Origin of the sequence: Xenorhabdus sp. TS4 (assembly GCF_014467265.1) — a bacterium.
Taxonomy (GTDB): domain Bacteria; phylum Pseudomonadota; class Gammaproteobacteria; order Enterobacterales; family Enterobacteriaceae; genus Xenorhabdus; species Xenorhabdus ehlersii.
The window spans coordinates 122,673-141,003 of record NZ_NKHQ01000008.1 but is presented as its reverse complement, the minus strand read 5'-3'; the positions used below and the strand labels follow the sequence as shown (position 1 = coordinate 141,003).

Here is an 18,331-nt window from a genome sequence, read left to right as displayed (position 1 = left end):
TATTCCAAATCAGAGGAGATGCACGATAAAGTGATAGGGACTTTCATCGAACGGGAATACTATTCTTTATAGGACAATCTAACCATTGGAGTCACGACCCGATTCAAGATTGCTTTTTGGTGTACAGATAAATTTAACGCTTATAATATTTTGCCTAAAGATAAACACCTCGTAGGGAAAAGTTTCATACAACGGATTGAATACGCGACCAAAATTCTCATAGGGGACAAAATTTGAAACACTATTCACCTGAAAAAAAAGAACCATGCAAAAAAATGCTACCACCCTACAACATCAGTATTTCCTCTCTGGCCAAATCAGATAGAATCTCTAAAAGCACTCTGATTAGATGGCACAAAGAAGCACTGACGCAAACAAAAATGCAGCACCTACAAAATGAGCAAACACTGATATATAGAGATAAAACACTATCAGAGAAAAATACTCATGGAGTATTACAATTCACCATAAAAACTGTCATCAAAATCTAATTCATAGTGAGATGAAATTTTGATCACTATCTTCTCATGTGATTTTAAATGTGATCAATATTCCATATAAAATAAAATGTTAGTGATGATACAATACAAAATAGGGTAAATTCTCCAAAACTGTTGTTGACGTAGTAGATTTAACTAATTTTTTAAGTAGTTCGCTATTTTAAAATAATATAATCACATAGGAAAACATCTTGAGCACAAGCATCACAACAGAAACAACTTACTGGAATCGCATGATACCAGAACTTATTGTGACCGATTTTTCTGCTTCACTCGATTTCTATCAGAAAATATTAGGTTTCGAAATATTAATCCGACGAGAAGAACCTGATTTTGTTTATTTGGGCTTAGGTGAGGCGCAATTAATGTTGGAAGCATTTCATGAAAATGGTTGGAATACCGGAGAACTCAATAAGCCGTTAGGACGTGGTATTAATTTGCAAATTGAAGTCGATAACGTTAAGTCAATTATGGCAAATCTTGTAATTAACAAAATAGAGCTTTATCGCCCACTGGAAGATAATTATTACTGCATAGGCGATACTACTATCTGTCAGAGAGAATTCCTCGTTCAAGATCCAGATGGTTATTTACTTCGATTTAGCCAATATATAGAAAACAAAGAAGAACAGTAACAATTCATTAATGTGATTCGATTATAATTTTATTTCTACGTAAGAATATGCCTAATTTAATAAATAACTTTAGTTACCTCACACGATATTGGGGCAAAGCCCAAAAAAATCCCTATTCCGAAGAAAACTATCATCTTCTGGTCTATCACTGCCTAGATGTTGCCGCAGTAGGTCGATTATTATTGGCACCACACAAAAAATTAACACAGGATCTCGCAAATTTTTTGGGATTATCACCAGAATCATTACAAAATCTGTTTTCATTTTTTCTGGTACTACATGATATCGGCAAATTTGCCTCTGCATTTCAGCAATTATATTCCCAAGAAAATACTGATCTGATTAAACCTGAACAATATTCTCCCTATGATTCCAAATTTTTCAGGCATGATCGGTTAGGGCTATTTTTCTGGAAAAAAATTCAGGACGACGTACTGCTTGCTTTAGTGGAAGATGATGGCCTGCAATTCAGTGAAGATAAACAAAAGAAACAAGCACTGAAAACGTTAATGATTTTGATGCAGTGTATGCTCGGTCATCATGGTAAACCCATTGATGATGCTGATTGGAACGCAATTACCGATTTTACTGAGTCCCAAAATGTTGTCGATGCAACGGCATTTACCCATGATCTACTGACGCTTTTTCAACCTCGTCTGCCACTGGCAAAATTACTTTCAAAAGAGTGGCAACACAACCTGAAACAGGTGAGTTGGCAACTTGCCGGTATTATCGTACTGGCTGACTGGATAGGCTCTGATTGTTATCATTTTCGTTATCAAACCAAAGCGCTTCCGTTAGCGGAATATTGGCAGCTTACCCAAAAGCAAGCCCAAGTTGCCTTAAATGGCATTGATTTCCATAACACCCGCGTAATATCGCCTTACACTTCTATTCAGGAGTATTACCACTTTTCGCCAACCCCATTACAAAAATGGGCGGAAAAAGTCCCGATTAATGACTCTCCACAGCTTTTTATTCTGGAAGATGTCACAGGAGCGGGCAAAACAGAAGCTGCCCTTGCTCTGACTCATCGCTTAATGCAAACCGGTACTGCGGATGGTTTCTATTTTGGCCTGCCAACAATGGCAACTTCCAACGCTATGTTTGGTCGAATCGCTAAACACTACCATCGTATGTTCGATACAGAAAACGGCAACCTGCCCAGTATCGTTCTCGCTCACGGTGCACGTGAAATGAATGACAATTTCCGTGACATTATCCTGACCTCCGAACACAACGACAGTGATTACACCAGAGACGATAGCACCGCGACAGCACAGTGCCACCGATGGCTGGCAGATTCTAACAAAAAGGCGCTATTGGCATCGGTGGGCGTAGGTACTATCGATCAGGCATTGCTTGCAGTTTTACCAAGAAAATACCAGTCACTTCGATTGATTGGATTAAATCGCAAGGTATTGATCTTTGACGAGGTACACGCCGCAGATGAATACATGTTTGCATTACTGGAAAGCTTATTAAGTCTGCACCTGCACCAGGGTGGCTCCGTGGTATTACTGACTGCCACGCTCTCCTTAAAACAGCGCCAACGGCTGGTGGATATCTGGCTATCAGCCGGCGGAATCCCACCACAAAAATTGCAAAAAACGGCCTTTCCACTGGCAACCCAGGTCACGTTAAACCCAGAAAATCCACTTATTGAGGCTCCTTTACGCAGTCGCCCAGATGTTAGCCGTACCGTCACGGTAAAAACCGTGAATCATCTGGATAAATGTGTACAAATCGCTCTGGACGCCGCTCAAAATGGGCAATGTGTGGTTTGGGTTCGTAACTCAGTGGATGATGCACTCCATGCTTTCCGACTGATTCAGTCACAAATGGAACAGCCGGAAAATTGCCTGTTATTCCACAGCCGTTTTATTTTGCATGACCGAAAAATGCTCGAAGATCGTGTGCTGGCAATATTTGGTAAAGAGAGTAAGCAGAAAGATCGGCAAGGAAAGATCCTGATTACAACACAGGTCTTTCAGGAAAGCCTTGATGCTGATACGGATGTCATGATCTCCGATATCTGCCCGATTGATGACTTGATTCAGCGGGTCGGGCGCCTGAACCGCCATACTCGTAATGCAAATGGAGAATATAAGCCAGGCATTATCGATAGCCGATCTGCGCCTAAATTATATCTCCACGCACCAGAATGGGATGACCAACCTAACGCTGATTGGCTGAGTAAAGATTTCCGCAATACTCAATATGTTTATCGTTCAGCCGGACGTTTATGGCTTGGCTTACGCGAACTACTGCGCCTGGGTGCCATTCGTATGCCTGCTGAGGCTAGAACCTTGATCGAAGCCGTTTACGGTGAAGATGCCGATGAACAAATCCCTGATGCACTCAAATACAAAGATGATGAAACAATCGCTGAAGGGAGGAGCAAAGACGCCGTAGCACGATCACAAGCCCTGCAATGGCAACGCTATGAATATAGTAAACGCAGTGCCCGCGGCTGGTATGACGATGATTGCGATATCAGCACCCGATTTAGCGATATCGAAACGGTGAGCGTACTGCTTGTCAAACTGACCGAAAGCGGGGAATTAATACCGTGGGTAGAAAATGAAAAATTCCCTGTCCAATTAAGTATCGTCAAAATTTCAAAAAACAAATTTGCCGATAAGCTGCAACCCATACCAGCGTCTCTTTCTCAAGCGGTAGAACAGTTACAGGATAAATTCAAATCCGTCAAATACCTGCAAATCTGGCTGCCAGAGAGTGACCCTCATTTTACTTATGATCCCAACATTGGTTTTTATCCTAAGCAGGAGGCGTAATGAACCTTGTTAAAGACGCATGGCTGACTTTTAGCATGAGAAATGGCAGCGAGAAAAAGTTGCCACTGACGGCAATCGGTGATCCTGCCGTTGTCGATTTTGCCCTGCCGAGGGCTGATTTTCAGGGAGCTGCTTATCAGTTAGCAATTGGCTTGCTGCAAACGGTTTTTGCCCCTGAAGATGAAGACGAATGGCATGAATTTTATCAACAAGCCCCTACACAAGCTGACTTACAGACTGCATTTAATCGGACAGAACATGCTTTTAATTTGTCAGGAGATGGCCCTCTGTTTATGCAGGATTTTGATCCGTTAGCTGAAAGAAAGCCTATCGGTATTTCAGGATTATTGATTGAATCGCCCGGTGAAAAAACGTTGAAGGATAATACTGACCACTTTATAAAACGCAGCCAATGTGAAGTCATTTCCCCTGAAATGGCCGCTATTGCGCTATTCACATTACAGATTAATGCCCCTGCCGGCGGTGTTGGACATCGAGTGGGGTTGCGGGGAGGCGGCCCACTAACAACTTTGATTCAGCCACAAGAATTGGATGCTTCACTATGGCAAAAACTTTGGCTTAATGTCATCAATCGGGAACTTTGGTCTTACCCAGATCCTGATCTCAACAGTCCAGACATTTTTCCGTGGCTGGGTAAAACTCATATCAGCCAAAAAGCAGGAACAGAAATTTACGCACATAATGTCCATGAGCTGCATATGTATTGGGCAATGCCACGGCGAATTCGTCTGGAGATAGACGATAAGCCAGCTACTTGCCAATTAACGGGGCAAGCAACTCACCAATCCGTTTCTGGCTATCGTACCCAAAACTATGGCAATAACTATTCTGGTACTTGGCAACATCCCTTAACTCCTTATCGATGGAATCCTAAAAAACCGGATGAAGAGCACCTTTCCGTCAAAGGGCAGCCCGGTGGCATTACCTACAAGATCTGGGATAGCCTGACTTTTTCCGATGATAAACATGGTCAACAAGTAGCTCAGGTTATCGACCATTTTAACCAACTCAATGATTATTTTGCGGACGAACAGAGTTACACTCCACGGTTGTGGGTTTTTGGCTATGATCTGGATAACATGAAAGCCCGCTGCTGGTACTCCACCAGCCTGCCTCTATTTTCCATGCCGATTGAAAAGAAAGATGCCGTTTTCCGGCGCGTCAAAACACTACAAAACCTCTCTGTCAATGCGTTGACTCAGTGTCGTACCCAGATCAAAAGCGCATGGTTCCATCGCCCAAATGAGATAAAAGGCGATATATCATTTATTGATGCTACCTTCTACCAACGAACCCAAACAGTCTTCTTTAAAGCTGTACAACAGATTGTCAGTAGCCAGCATAAAGCTTCTTCCCTATCCACCGAAGAAGCTAAAACCTGGCTCTACCAACTCAGAAATACCTGCTTTGATCTCTTTGATGAATTTGTACTGTCAGAAGATACCGATCCCAAAAAATTACTGGAAAAAATCGAGGCACGGCAAATTCTTACCAAGTGGCTGATGGGTTCTAAAGATATCAAGTCATTTATGGCAGAGCACAATATAGAAACCAAATCATCCAAGAACACGAAGAAGGAAGTTATCAATGACTAACCTAAGTGAAGGTCGTTTACTGCGCTGGTGGGAAAGCATGTTTTTATCCCCCGAAGAATTGAAGGAAAAAAAGATTCCCCCTGCACCAACGCTCTATAAGGCTGAATTAAAGCGTTGCCAGGATATTGAGGCGGTCACTTTCACCGAAGGTTTTCGGGCATTATGGTTCAGTTTGCCAGAAGATATTACCAAAGAAGCTGAACAAAAGACCGTTACACTATGGGCGATGATTGCCGTCACTCTGGTGTATGTCAAAACTAACACCACTACCAATCTGGCTACCGCCGCAGGCACCAAAACAGAAAATGACAAGCCCATTGTCAGTACTCATCGCTTTGCTCAATTACAGGCAGCCAAAACTCCCGATGAATTTATTATGCGTTTGCGGCGCATTCTGCAACAACTGAAAGGCCAGGTTTCCGTCTTGTCTCTCGCCAAAGATATTGAACAGTGGATGTGGGAATACCACCATCCAAGAGCATATCGAGCCAATAAACGCCTTTGTGTGCAATGGGCAATGGATTACTACAAAGCCGCTAAATAACCCCAATAATTAATCACTTTTAATCTATAAGGAATTTTAAATGAGCCAATTCATTCAGCTACATCTGTTAACTTCCTACCCTCCTGCTAACCTGAACCGCGACGATCTCGGACGTCCTAAAACCGCCAGAATGGGCGGAGCTGAGAGATTAAGAATTAGCTCTCAAAGTTTGAAGCGCCATTGGCGAATCTCTGATCTGTTTCAGGATGCTCTCGTAGAGCACCTTGGTTTTCGTACCAAACGTTTTGGATTCCAGGTTTATCAACGCTTACTTAATGGGGGAGTTAAAGAAAAACAAGCCACTGAATGGGCTACTATTATTGCAGAAGTATTTGGCAAAAATAAAAAAGATGAGCCTCTGGAAATTGAACAGCTGGCTCATATTAGCCCGGCAGAAAAAGAGGCTACCTTTGCATTGGCCGATAAACTCATCGCTGAAAATCGCGCACCGACCAAAGAAGAATTGAAACTACTGAGCACAGAAAAAACGGCCGTAGATATTGCCCTGTTTGGCCGTATGTTGGCATCCAGCCCTGCTTATAATGTAGAAGCAGCCTGTCAGGTTGCTCATGCTATCAGCGTTCATAGTGTCGCCGTGGAAGATGACTATTTTACCGCTGTAGACGATCTCAATGCGGGTAAAAGTGATTCCGGTTCAGCTCATATTGGCGAAACCGGCTTTGCGGCTGCCCTGTTCTACAGCTATATCTGCATCGACAAGTCTTTGTTAATCGAAAACCTGGCAGGCAATGAAGCACTGGCGCATAAAGCCATTGCCGCCCTGACAGAAGCCGCTATTAAAATCGCCCCATCCGGCAAACAAAACAGTTTCGGCTCCCGCGCCTATGCCAGTTATGTGTTGGCGGAAAAGGGAGAATATCAGCCTCGCTCCCTGTCTGTTGCGTTTTTAAAACCCATTGATAGCGAAGATCAGGCAACCGATGCTATCAAGGCGTTAGAAAATCAGAGGAAAAACTTCGATAACGTTTATGGCGCTTGCGCTGACACACACTATGAAATCAATGCCGTCACGGGTGAAGGTAGTTTTACTGAACTACTTCAATTCGTCACTAAGTAAAAAAAGGGGCCAATATGCAGACTTACCTGGTCTTTCGCTTATACGGGGCACTAGCCAGTTGGGGGGTGGAAGCAGTCGGTGAAAGCCGTCCGACCGACACTTATCCAACCCGTTCGGCTATCTTAGGGCTATTAGGCGCAGCATTGGGTATCCGGCGTGACGATGAAACACAACTTGTGGCATTGCAGCAGGGTATCAAAATCGCCATCAAACAGATTGTTTCCGGTTTATTGATGCGGGATTACCATACCGCCCAAGTCCCCTCGCAAGAGAAAAAACAGGCACATCTGACCCGTAAAAGTGAGTTACGTGATAAATCCAAATTAAACACGATACTGTCTTCACGCGATTACCTTGCTGATGGCGTGTGGGTTATCGCAATTTCATTGACCGAACAGGCCAGTTTCACACTTTCGGCTTTGCGTGATGCGCTGATAAAACCGGTCTTTATGCTGAGCCTTGGGCGAAAATCCTGCCCTCTTGCGCTTCCGATGATGCCGAAATTGGCAGAATATCCGTCATTAAAAGCAGCTCTCGATACGTCTTTTCCTCCCTTACCTTATCAATCAGAAAAAGCCAATCACTACTGGCAGCGTAATCATGATGTCGTGAGCTATTTTTGGGAAGGAGATGAAGACGAGATCACAATCCCTGATACGACAATACTGACTCATCAACGTTGGGATGAGCCACTATCACGCAGCCGCTGGCAGTTTACGCAACGCACGATGCACCAGTTATCGTTCCAGTTATCGACCGTGGAGGGAACACATGTATCTGTCTAAAGTTACCTTGCACCCTTCGGTTTATCATATACAAGCACCGTCACGAAAACAGACGAAAAATGATGTCTATGCTTCCCACCAACTCTTGTGGCAACTGTTTACAGAACAGGAAGAGCGCAATTTCCTGTTTCGGCAAGAGATGAGCTTAAGTGGCAGACCTGAATTTTTTGTGTTGTCCACAACTACACCGATAGCCAATTCCCCGCGGTTCCAGATTCAGACCAAACCTTTTATCCCTCAATTACATAACGGTCAAAAACTGGCGTTCAAACTCCGCGCGAACCCTACTGTTTGCATCACAAATAAAGATTCAGGCAAACAGCTTCGCCACGACGTATTGATGCATGCCAAGCTCCAGGCAAGACATTCTGGTAGCTCAGATGAAATCGAATCAGTAATGACGCAAGCCGCCCAAGCCTGGATACAGGATGAAAAACGACTGGCTAATTGGGGTATTCGCTTTGACTTCGCCCCAGATATTGAACGTTATACCCAACATCGCAGCTTCAAAGCTTCTGGCCAGAAAGTGGCATTTTCCAGTGTGGATTTTCAGGGCGTGCTTACTTTGTCAGATAGTGAACTTTTCCTTGAGCAATGTCAGAAAGGGTTTGGCAGGGCAAAATCCTTTGGTTGTGGGCTAATGCTGATAAGGGCACTGTAATGGCATTTATTCCATTAAAACCCATTCCCATCAAGGACAGGAATTCGATGATCTTTATCGGCATGGGGCGTATTGATGTCAAAGATAATGCGTTTGTTGTGATCGATGAAGTCAACGGTGAACGTATGCATATTCCCGTTGGTTCTCTCGCCTGCATTATGCTGGAGCCGGGCACCCGCATTAGCCATGCTGCGGTAAAACTGGCTGCTACTACCGGAACATTGCTTATTTGGGTGGGGGAAGCGGGTGTCAGGCTCTATTCCGTAGGACAACCAGGAGGTGCGCGTTCAGACCGACTGCTTTATCAGGCCAAGCTGGCACTGGATGAGGATTTAAGGCTCAAAGTTGTCCGCAAAATGTTTGAATTGCGCTTTGGGGAGCCTGCTCCCCAAAAACGCAATGTCGAACAGCTTCGGGGCATTGAGGGCGCTCGTGTCAGAAAAACCTATCAAATATTGGCAAAACAGTATGGGGTAAAATGGCATGGGCGCAATTACGATCATACGGATTGGGATAAAGGTGACCTGATCAATCGCTGTATCAGTGCCGCAACTTCTTGCTTATATGGAGTGACCGAGGCAGCCATTCTGGCGGCTGGCTATGCACCTGCCATTGGTTTTCTGCATACCGGCAAACCCTTGTCATTTGTCTATGATATTGCGGATATCTTGAAGTTTGATACTGTCGTGCCTATTGCGTTTAAAGTCGCGGCCACCAATAGCATTGCTCCTGACAGGCAAGTCAGAATTGCTTGTCGCGAGAAATTCAGGACAGACAAAATTCTGAAACGCCTTATTCCCTTAATTGAAGAAGTACTTGCGGCGGGCGAAATTTCCCCGCCACCCCCTCCTGCTGATGCACAACCTCCCGCCATTCCTGAACCGGTATCCATCGGTGACATTGGGCACAGGAGCCAGTAAAGATGAGTATGACGGTGGTCGTAACAGAAGCCGTTCCTCCTCGATTACGGGGACGTCTGGCTATTTGGTTACTGGAAATACGGGCAGGGGTTTATGTAGGTAATATCTCGCATAAAATCAGGGAGATGATTTGGCAACAAATCACGGAACTGACTGAGGATGGAAATGCCGTTATGGCATGGCAGACCAACACCGAATCTGGGTTTGATTTTCAAACCTTTGGTGAAAACCGAAGGGAACCGCTAGATTTTGATGGCCTGCGTTTAGTGAAATTTAAACCACTTTCTGAGGATCAGTTTGGGAAAGTTAAAGGCGATTAAAATGGTAAAGTTTTTTCTGTTGATAAAAGTTTTTTAGCACAATTGGTTATATTTAGTGTGTTCCCCGTACTCACGGGGGTGTTCCGGCCAGATTATGAGAGTACGACAGGTGCATAAAGTGTTCCCCGTACTCACGGGGGTGTTCCGCTGTCGGCCGTCGCTTGGTCAAGATGCTCTTTGTGTTCCCCGTACTCACGGGGGTGTTCCGATTTACGGGCGCTGGCATTGGCTCCGAATGCGGTGTTCCCCGTACTCACGGGGGTGTTCCGACCTCATGTCTATTGGGGAGTTTGGAATATAAGTGTTCCCCGTACTCACGGGGGTGTTCCGTTTTATAACGTGACCGGTGACCAGCAAGGATTGTGTTCCCCGTAAGCTCAATGAATAATTCCAATATGCCCCGCATAAAAAACATTAATATAACTATTGATTAAATAAGGTAATAGCAAACCAAAGATAAGATTATCCATTGTCGTTTAACAATGACTTATTGTGATAAGTCATATAAATAATAAATAAAATTAAAACATTTATAGACTATCCTCTTATTTTAAGTAACCGAAATAAAAATCAATATAAGAAATAATTTCAATATCAATTTATTATTTTTACTAACATCTTGGAGAGATAAAACTCGTTCTATTTGATGATAAAACAAACGAATATTCCAAATTGTGCAATATTACACCTACAAGCATAATTCGTTGATGATTGTCAAAAAGAGCTATGATAATCTACGCGCCTTTCCGTCTTAATTCGTTCATTTTATAGACAACCAAATATCAAAAATAGGAAGTGAATTCATTTATGAACTTAACTAACACTAGCAAACTGTTAGCTGCTACTTTATGCCTTGCGACCTCATACAGTTATGCAGATAGCGAGCGCCCACTTTTTTCATTAACCGTATCCGAATCTGGCGTTCAGCAAACAAATAATGACGGTAGCTTATCCCAATCAACTAAATCGGGATCTCGTATTCTGCCAATTTGGGGTGATGTCGCACGAGCAAAAGGCTACGACCTGCCTGAACCGTTTGGCGCTAGTTATAGTTATATGAATATGCGGCAGGATATTGTCGTAGATAGCATTAAATTTAAATTTACTAACCCAAGATTTCGTAATTGGGAAAAAGCAATCATTATTGATGCAGGTGATACTCGACAGAAAAGCGAAACCCATATGCTTAAACTAGATTCTTGGGTGTTACCTTTCCTGAATGTCTACGGCGTCTATGGAAAAACCAAAGGCAAATCCACAACAAATTTGGATAATATAACTTTTATTGGAGACACTGAGTATGGTAAAGACATTCCTTTCGAATTGAACTTCAAAGGAAAAACTTTTGGTGGTGGTGCCACTCTTGCCGGTGGTTACAACCAATTTTTTGCCACATTAGATGCTAATTATACTCGTACCAATCTTGATATCTTAGATGGAGATATTAGTGCTTTAGTTATTACTCCACGAATTGGCTATGAATTTATTTTTGAACCATTATTTGTTGGTCAAGGAAATGCAAAAGCGCAAATTTGGGTAGGTGCCATGTATCAAGATATTACTCAACATTTTAGCGGCGATGTCAGTAAACTCAATTTACCTCCCAAACTCCAAGAGGGAATGGTGTACATTAAAGGCATGACTGACATCAAATTCGACGTCAAACAACACCTTGCCCATAAGTGGAACAATACCGTTGGTGCACGTTTCGAAGTCACCCGTAATTTCAATATTTTGTCAGAAGTCGGTTTTGGCAACAGAAACAGCTTCTTTATCTCCGGTGAGTTCCGTTTTTAATGTTTAACCTTACAATATTCAAAAGGCTGGTAATTTCCAGCCTGTTTATTTTTGCCATTTCATCGGCACACGCTGATATCCTGCCCGATCGGCAAAAAATTGATGGTTGGTTAAACAAATTAGGTGGCAGCAACCATTTTGATGACCACAAAAAAATTGACTGGGGCGTATTGCCCGGCCCTTTTTACACCCCTGAAATGGGTATCGGAATTGGTGTTGCCATAGTTGGCCTATACCGTCCTGACCATTCAGACCACATTAGCCAGACCTCTTCATTGGGACTCAGTGGCTTTGGTTCATCTACCGGCGCGTTTGGACTGAACTTTACTAATTACAATTTTCTTGCCAGTGACCAATGGCGGTTATTTGTTTCCAGTACACTGAATAACACCCCAACTTACTATTGGGGCAAGGGCTATCATGCTGGTAAAAATGACAGCAACAAAGAGAAGTACCGCTCGCAGGAATTTTCTATCCATCCACGGCTTCTCTATCGCATCACTGACGCTACCTATGTGGGATTAGGCTGGAATTTTTCATCCGTCAATGCCAGTGATCCAGATAGCGGTGCAAAACGGTATTTTGCACAGTCCGTCGGTGGTCGTTCCGTGATAAGTTCTGGTGTCAGTGCCCATTTCAGTTATGACACGCGGGATTTTTTGCCCAATGCGCGGCACGGACAGATATTTGAGATCATTTATACCTATTTTCCCCCTGAATTGGGCAGTGATCACCCTTTCCATACCACCCAACTTCAGTTTTCAACCTATTATCAGCTATCTGAAAAGACAGTTCTGGCCTTTGATAACTATGCCCGTTTCAGCGCAGGTGATGTACCGTGGAACCAGCTATCACTACTTGGTAACGGCCAGCGGATGCGCGGATATTATGAAGGACGCTACCGTGACAACAATATCTTCACAACACAGTTAGAGTTACGGCACAAACTTGACTGGCGCCACGGTGTGGTCGGTTGGATAGGCACCGGCACGTTAGGAGATTCCCCTTCACAGTTGGGAAGCAAACATTGGCTTCCTTCTGTTGGTGTTGGCTATCGTTTTGAGTTTAAGCCACGCATGAATGTCAGATTAGATTTTGGTGTCGGCAAGGGCAGCACTGGGTTCTATTTTCAGGTTGGGGAAGCGTTTTGAGATTATTAGTTACACTCTGCCTCTGTTTTTTACTGGTGGCATGCCAAAATCAACCACAATCTGTTGATCCGGTAAAACCTGTCCTTATCAGTGATACCCGTGAACAATCACAGCAAAATTGGGATGCATTACCTCCCATTACCCCGCCAGAAGGTTTGAGGGCCTGCTGTGCTTTCGGCTATAACCTTAAAGCCCAACTCTGGAATATCCCCATTCCCTTCTACGACATCGACAATATTGTAGAAGCCAAGAAACTGGGTGATCATCACTATAATGACAGTGTTATCGGTGCCAGTGCCGCTTTGTTGGGGGTAAGCAATGAAAAAGTTGGTCTGCTCTATACCCATCAGGGAGGGTTTATTGATATCTCCCATGTGAGGGATACCGCAGATTATACGCTTTATCTGTTTAGCCAGATTTACGCGCATCTTGGTCAGGAATGGAAATTAACCCTGAATAATGAACTTGCCGCACGTAAAATTCATTTTTTTGCTTTTACACCACCGGAAGAACCTGCTGAACGCTATACGCTAAGTGCCTATTTGGCGGTTAAACTCGCTTTTCAGCTTGCTGCCTGGCATGAAATAGCGCAATGGTATGGCTATCAATCAGTCCCTGGATTTTCAGAGGGCATTTCGGCTTTTTCCCCGGAAGATCTCTATTCCAACCTGTTGGGTGCACGGTTGGCTCTGACACTGATCCTGGAAGGACGCGCTTCTTCTGTAACGCAGTTCTCGGACTCAATGGCTAAGATCTTGCCGATAGCTTTGCATGAACTTGGGGATTATCCTAAATCAGGCACAAAGGAGATGTTTGATAGCGTAGATGGTTTGTGGTGGAACAGTTATCAACGCATTCCAGAAAAGTTTTTAGTACTGCACCGGAATTATGATATCCAAGACAACCGCTACCCATTAATGCCTTTCGGTAAAGAGAACTTTGCCCTGCGTCTATCTCTGCCTGAGCATTATCAGCATTTTTCGTTGGATAAACTGGCTGAATTTCAACTATGGCCAACCAATGAGATGAAAAACCTGCCTGTTCCAAAGCAATATTGGACAGTAAAAGATTTTAAAATACTGGCGGAAAATGCCCAACGGGAAGATAAGAGACAATTGCTCATTAAATAAGCCCATCCCATCGCTATTCAATATATACGAGGAATATGCCAAATTAACCGGTATATTCCTCGTAATGTTCCATACGAATTACTTACCAAATTCCCCCAATACTCCACGTATTGGTGTATGCCGTTTAATTAGCTCCTGCAAAACCTCTTTCAGTAGCTGGCTTTTGCTATCACCCAGCGGTTCCAGCACACTTTTTTCGTGAGATTCCGCCTCGGTCAGCAATCCTTCTACCACTTTTTTCCCTGTTTCAGTCAAACTTACCAATGTAATACGGCGATCGCTGCCACCATTGGAGAAACGCGCTATATACCCCTGTAGTTCCAAACGCTGCAAAACACGGGTAATGGTCGGTTGTTTACTGACCGTTTTCTGTGCCAAAAGGCTGATGCCAATCGGGCCACTTCCTGCCAACGCTGATAACACCCGCCACTCCAGCACTGACAGCCCCCGCGCTTCAACGATATCATGGAATTCAGAAGAAACTAGCATCCATGCCTGCCCAAGCAAGGCAGGCAAGTAATTGTCAACAAACACTTTTGAATCTGGCATAAGTTGAACAACCTTTTATATCTCGATTAATATTTTCCTGATAACAGTGAGCCAAATCTCGGAACGTATGTATTCAGCCCAAGCTGTTTCAATATCATGTAGGTTGTCGCCACAGATGAAGAAATAACAGGTAATCCCACCCGATCTTCGATCAGAGGTACTGACGCCAAAGAAGGCATTTGTACACAAGCGGAAGCAACGATAACATCCACATTGCTATTTAATCGTTTGGTAATCTCCACCGGTGCGAGAGGATCTTGTCGTCCGACAGCAAGGTTGTCGGGGATCTCCAACGAAATGCTGTCGATAACTTCAATTCCCTCATTTTCAATGTAATCAATCACTAACTGAGTCAATGGCTTCATGTAAGGCGTTAGTATGGAGATTCGTTTCGCTCCCAAAGCATGTAACCCATCCACCAACGCCCCCGCGCTGGTCACAACTGGCGCCGGATGTCCATTTTCCACCGTCCGCAGATGGAGGCGCTTTTCAGAGATTCGGTGATATCCCTGTCCCATGCTCATGATCGCCACCAAACAGGCATATCCCAGTACATCGACCGCTGCATCCGACAGTTCAAGCGCACAGCGATCACTGTCTGCATCCATGGCCGCCAGTTCTGTTTTTGTGACCGTTTTCATTCTCATGCGGCTGGAATGAAAGGTGAAACGTTCAGGGCTTATCGCTTCACGGGCGCGCAGGATAGCGGGAATTTCTGTTTCCATTGTCGTATTTGAAGAGGGAACAATCAGCCCCACTCTAAAATGTCTTGTGTTATTCATGGGAGATCCTCCTGATCGGATGGCAGATCGGTAAACCGGATCGCATTCATCGGACGACGGTTCACTTTTAGATCGAAGATATCAAACCGGTTGTAATGCCCTGTGATATCGTGCATTTGACGCGGCTGAATACAGCGATTCAAGTCAATCTGCGCATAGACGATCCCTTCTTTATCAATCAGGGGATCACCAATCACTCGCCCATCAGGCCCAATAATGCCGGTAAATGCACTATTAGAACGTGCCAGCAACTCTTCAGCTTCAGGATGACTGGCCGACATCGCTTTTACAATTTCCGGCGAAATCGTGGAGCAGGAGACGATGGTAAACACCTTGCCTTCAAAACAGTGAGCTGACGCTCGTAAACGGATCGCCTCAGCCATATCATAATCCGGTGGTGCAACCGGCAGGGAGATATAACTGGCAACATGTACCAATTCCCCCTGAGATAACAAGGAAAAACGCGCCAACGTATTGGTATTTTCGCCGCAGGCCAGCACGCCCAACGGCCCGATACGGGTATCATGTACTTTTAATGAAGCCGCATCACCATTCGCCCATGTCAGTTTCTCTGCCCATGTCGGCACCAGCTTGCGATGACGCCCCAAAATGTTTCCTTCATCAGAAATGGTCACCAAAGTGTTATAGAGTGTTGCTATACCATTAGAACTGCGTTCATTAACCCCAACCACAACGTTGATGTGATGACGTGCCGCAGCCAGCGCGATTTTGTTGATCTCCGGCCCTGGCACTTCAATGGCAGATTTGCACAGTTTCTCAAACCATGGGCTGCCTTGTATCGGGTTCATCACCCAGTTCCAATAGGGGTAACCAGAAACAAACACTTCAGGAAAAGCCACCAAACTGGCTCCCTTATCTGCCGCTTCCTGGATCAGCCGACAAACGAGATCAACTGTCGCCTCTGTATCCAGAAAGACAGGAGCAGCCTGTACCGCAGCCGCCTTGAACTTAGGAAGTTTCAGCATATCAGGCTCCTGTTTTATTTACACCGCAATAACGGAGTGACGCAAATAACCAATCTTTTCAAGGTATGCTTCAATCACATCCCCAGGCCACAGCCATTCTTGTGGATCACGCCCCGCCCCAACACCTTCCGGTGTACCTGTGGCAATGATATCCCCTGGCTCCAGCGTGATGCCTTTGCTAATATCTGCAATCAGGGTATTTACCTTGAACAACATATGGCGTGTATTGGAATCCTGTTTGGTCACACCATTGACTTTTAGGCTCAGCGCCAGCTCTTGCGGGTTGGATATTTCATCAGCGGTGACAATGCAAGGGCCAAAAGGCGCATAAGTATCCTGCCCCTTGGAGTAGATCCATTGCCCAGCCCGACGACAATCACGGGCGCTCATGTCGATCATCAGGCTATAACCAAAAACATATTGCAATGCCTCAGCTTCCGATACACCTTTGGCGCGAGTGCCGATAATCACCGCCAGTTCCACTTCCCAATCCAATTGCTGGGTGATCTCACTGTTATGCTCAATCGCGTCGCCAGGGCCAATCACTGTCGTTGGCGGCTTAGAGAAAATAACGGGTTCTTTTGGCAGATCTTTTGCCGTATCCAGAGCGCGGTTAGATTCGGCCACATGTTCAATATAGTTCAGGCCAATACCAAAGATATTTTTCCGTGGCCGAGGAATGGGAGCGAGAATTTTCACATTCTGCAATGGCAGTGAAATCCCTGTAGGCCAAAACCCCTTGAATGAATCTAACAGCGCGGTTGTGCTGCTTACCGCCAATGGTCCCAGATCAATAAATTCCAGCATGTTATCCGGCAATCTATTTCCTGTATGGGCGGCCAATTTTGCCAAGTCAACTACGTGATTATTGACTATTGCACCTAATCTCGCAGCAGCCGTCACTTCTGAACGGTAAGTGATTAAACGCATCTCTTATCCTCTCACTTGTTGGTGTCCATCGTTATCAGACAGGGCTTCTTCGTAATACAATTGCAATGCCTGCATGACTGGCAAATCGTTGAAACAGAACAGGCAAGCATCATCCGTTTGTGAGGCATTCACATGCTCATGAAATGCCCACGAAGGAACGCAGAAAATATCTCGCTCCTGCCAGTCAAATCGTTGACCATCAATCACGGAATAACCTTTTCCTTTCGCCACTTGATAAATGAAACTGCCAGTATGACGATGTGCTTTACCAACAAAACCAGGTCGCAACAACTGCATACTGGCGCCGAGAGTTGGCATCACATGACCGCCTGTTAGCGGATTGGAGTAGTGCATCAAAATGTCATCAAAAGGCGATCCTTCTGAAACCTGAGCGTAACGCTGCAAGGCTTCATAAGTTGGCTCCCATTGGTATCTGAACAGCGGGGAATACGGTTTATCCCAGCCAACATTCTGTGGACGCAAAGCAGGGGCACCCCAGAGTGCAATGGAAGAATCTACAGGTTCAGTCACTGCCTGACGCAAATCAGGATGCACCTTATAAAAACCTGCCTCTAATATGTTAACCAATGGTATATCCAGACCATCCTGCCAGATACATTGCGCGCCATCAGGATCAACACCGTGTTCATGCCAGGTGCCATTGGGGGTTAAGACGAAATCATTCGCTCCCAACGACATTTTCTGACCATCAACAATGGTGTAAGCACCACGTCCTTCCATAATGAAACGCAAGGCTGAAGAGGAGTGGGCATGTGCCGATGCCGCTTCACCTGGCCGCATCGTCTGGAGACCGGAATAGAGCAAACCAACAGCGGTAGATGCTCCTGGCTCTCCCGAATTGTTCAGATAAACCACACGACGACCTGCTTTTTCTGGTGTGACTAAATCAGCCGATTTTAGAACGTACTCACGCAGATCACGGTAACGCCAAAGTACCGGCACTGAAGCTGATTTAGGTTGCCAGGGTTCTATTTTATTGGCGATTGTCCAGAGTGCCCCTGTCTTGTACTTAACCAACTCCTTGTAATACGCCAGCAGTTCAGGACTATCGGCAACATTGGCACGGCCGAGAATATCTTCCCTGTATTGATCATGAGTTTGGATATTTTCTTGTTGAGACATGGATAT

At 44.7% G+C, this 18,331-nt stretch carries 18 protein-coding genes and 1 CRISPR repeat array; of the genes, 13 read left to right on the top strand and 5 right to left on the bottom strand.

Going from position 1 to position 18,331, the window contains the following annotated elements:
* The first annotated feature begins 84 nt into the window (after positions 1-84).
* The 13 genes from Xets_RS06470 to Xets_RS06410 all read left to right on the top strand — a co-directional run bounded on the left by Xets_RS06470 (position 85) and on the right by Xets_RS06410 (position 13,935).
* Entirely contained in the window at positions 85-237 is a 153-nt protein-coding gene (locus tag Xets_RS06470) for an IS1 family transposase (RefSeq protein WP_187651353.1), read from the top strand.
* A gap of 496 nt (positions 238-733) precedes the next feature.
* Complete coding sequence (locus Xets_RS06465) at positions 734-1,135, top strand: VOC family protein (protein ID WP_099130957.1); 402 nt, start codon at positions 734-736, stop codon at positions 1,133-1,135.
* 47 nt (positions 1,136-1,182) lie between these two features.
* Entirely contained in the window at positions 1,183-3,933 is a 2,751-nt protein-coding gene (gene cas3, locus Xets_RS06460) for a CRISPR-associated helicase Cas3' (RefSeq protein ID WP_187651350.1), read from the top strand.
* Entirely contained in the window at positions 3,933-5,549 is a 1,617-nt protein-coding gene (casA, locus tag Xets_RS06455; RefSeq protein ID WP_099130756.1) for a type I-E CRISPR-associated protein Cse1/CasA, read from the top strand. Before cas3 ends, casA begins: the two co-directional genes overlap by 1 nt.
* Positions 5,542-6,093: a type I-E CRISPR-associated protein Cse2/CasB gene (gene casB / locus Xets_RS06450; protein WP_099130757.1), complete on the top strand. Its 552-nt coding sequence runs from the start codon at positions 5,542-5,544 to the stop codon at positions 6,091-6,093. The genes casA and casB overlap by 8 nt, the downstream gene beginning before the upstream one ends.
* 40 nt (positions 6,094-6,133) lie before the next feature.
* The gene (gene cas7e, locus Xets_RS06445) at positions 6,134-7,171 is read left to right on the top strand and encodes a type I-E CRISPR-associated protein Cas7/Cse4/CasC (protein ID WP_099130758.1); all 1,038 of its coding nucleotides are present in this window, start codon (positions 6,134-6,136) and stop codon (positions 7,169-7,171) included.
* A gap of 14 nt (positions 7,172-7,185) precedes the next feature.
* A complete protein-coding gene (cas5e, locus tag Xets_RS06440; protein ID WP_099130759.1) occupies positions 7,186-7,956 on the top strand; it encodes a type I-E CRISPR-associated protein Cas5/CasD in 771 nt (256 codons plus the stop codon).
* The gene (cas6e, locus tag Xets_RS06435; RefSeq protein WP_187651349.1) at positions 7,943-8,617 is read left to right on the top strand and encodes a type I-E CRISPR-associated protein Cas6/Cse3/CasE; all 675 of its coding nucleotides are present in this window, start codon (positions 7,943-7,945) and stop codon (positions 8,615-8,617) included. The genes cas5e and cas6e overlap by 14 nt, the downstream gene beginning before the upstream one ends.
* Positions 8,617-9,537: a type I-E CRISPR-associated endonuclease Cas1e gene (gene cas1e / locus Xets_RS06430; protein WP_187651348.1), complete on the top strand. Its 921-nt coding sequence runs from the start codon at positions 8,617-8,619 to the stop codon at positions 9,535-9,537. Before cas6e ends, cas1e begins: the two co-directional genes overlap by 1 nt.
* Positions 9,538-9,539: 2 nt before the next feature.
* Complete coding sequence (cas2e, locus tag Xets_RS06425; RefSeq protein ID WP_099130762.1) at positions 9,540-9,857, top strand: type I-E CRISPR-associated endoribonuclease Cas2e; 318 nt, start codon at positions 9,540-9,542, stop codon at positions 9,855-9,857.
* A 57-nt stretch (positions 9,858-9,914) separates the two neighbouring features.
* A CRISPR array of direct repeats spans positions 9,915-10,248; the repeat unit is 29 nt; unit sequence GTGTTCCCCGTACTCACGGGGGTGTTCCG.
* A 416-nt stretch (positions 10,249-10,664) separates the two neighbouring features.
* Entirely contained in the window at positions 10,665-11,654 is a 990-nt protein-coding gene (locus tag Xets_RS06420) for a hypothetical protein (RefSeq protein ID WP_099130763.1), read from the top strand.
* A complete protein-coding gene (locus Xets_RS06415) occupies positions 11,654-12,805 on the top strand; it encodes a BamA/TamA family outer membrane protein (RefSeq protein WP_187651347.1) in 1,152 nt (383 codons plus the stop codon). The genes Xets_RS06420 and Xets_RS06415 overlap by 1 nt, the downstream gene beginning before the upstream one ends.
* Positions 12,802-13,935, top strand: coding sequence for a DUF4056 domain-containing protein (locus tag Xets_RS06410; RefSeq protein ID WP_187651346.1), 1,134 nt, complete (start codon positions 12,802-12,804; stop codon positions 13,933-13,935). The genes Xets_RS06415 and Xets_RS06410 overlap by 4 nt, the downstream gene beginning before the upstream one ends.
* Before the next feature lie 78 nt (positions 13,936-14,013).
* On the opposite strand, the gene Xets_RS06405 is transcribed toward Xets_RS06410, so the two are convergent.
* The 5 genes from Xets_RS06405 to Xets_RS06385 are packed head-to-tail and all read right to left on the bottom strand — an operon-like array spanning position 14,014 to position 18,325.
* Positions 14,014-14,484: a MarR family winged helix-turn-helix transcriptional regulator gene (locus tag Xets_RS06405; protein WP_099130766.1), complete on the bottom strand. Its 471-nt coding sequence runs from the start codon at positions 14,482-14,484 to the stop codon at positions 14,014-14,016.
* Between the two features lie 26 nt (positions 14,485-14,510).
* A complete protein-coding gene (locus tag Xets_RS06400; protein ID WP_099130767.1) occupies positions 14,511-15,266 on the bottom strand; it encodes an Asp/Glu racemase in 756 nt (251 codons plus the stop codon).
* Positions 15,263-16,252: a carbon-nitrogen hydrolase family protein gene (locus Xets_RS06395; protein ID WP_187651345.1), complete on the bottom strand. Its 990-nt coding sequence runs from the start codon at positions 16,250-16,252 to the stop codon at positions 15,263-15,265. Before Xets_RS06395 ends, Xets_RS06400 begins: the two co-directional genes overlap by 4 nt.
* Positions 16,253-16,270: 18 nt before the next feature.
* Positions 16,271-17,182 (bottom strand): fumarylacetoacetate hydrolase family protein, encoded by a 912-nt coding sequence (locus Xets_RS06390; protein WP_187651344.1) that lies wholly within the window; start codon positions 17,180-17,182, stop codon positions 16,271-16,273.
* Positions 17,183-17,185: 3 nt separating this feature from the next.
* Positions 17,186-18,325 (bottom strand): cupin domain-containing protein, encoded by a 1,140-nt coding sequence (locus Xets_RS06385; protein ID WP_099130770.1) that lies wholly within the window; start codon positions 18,323-18,325, stop codon positions 17,186-17,188.
* Positions 18,326-18,331 lie beyond the last annotated feature (6 nt).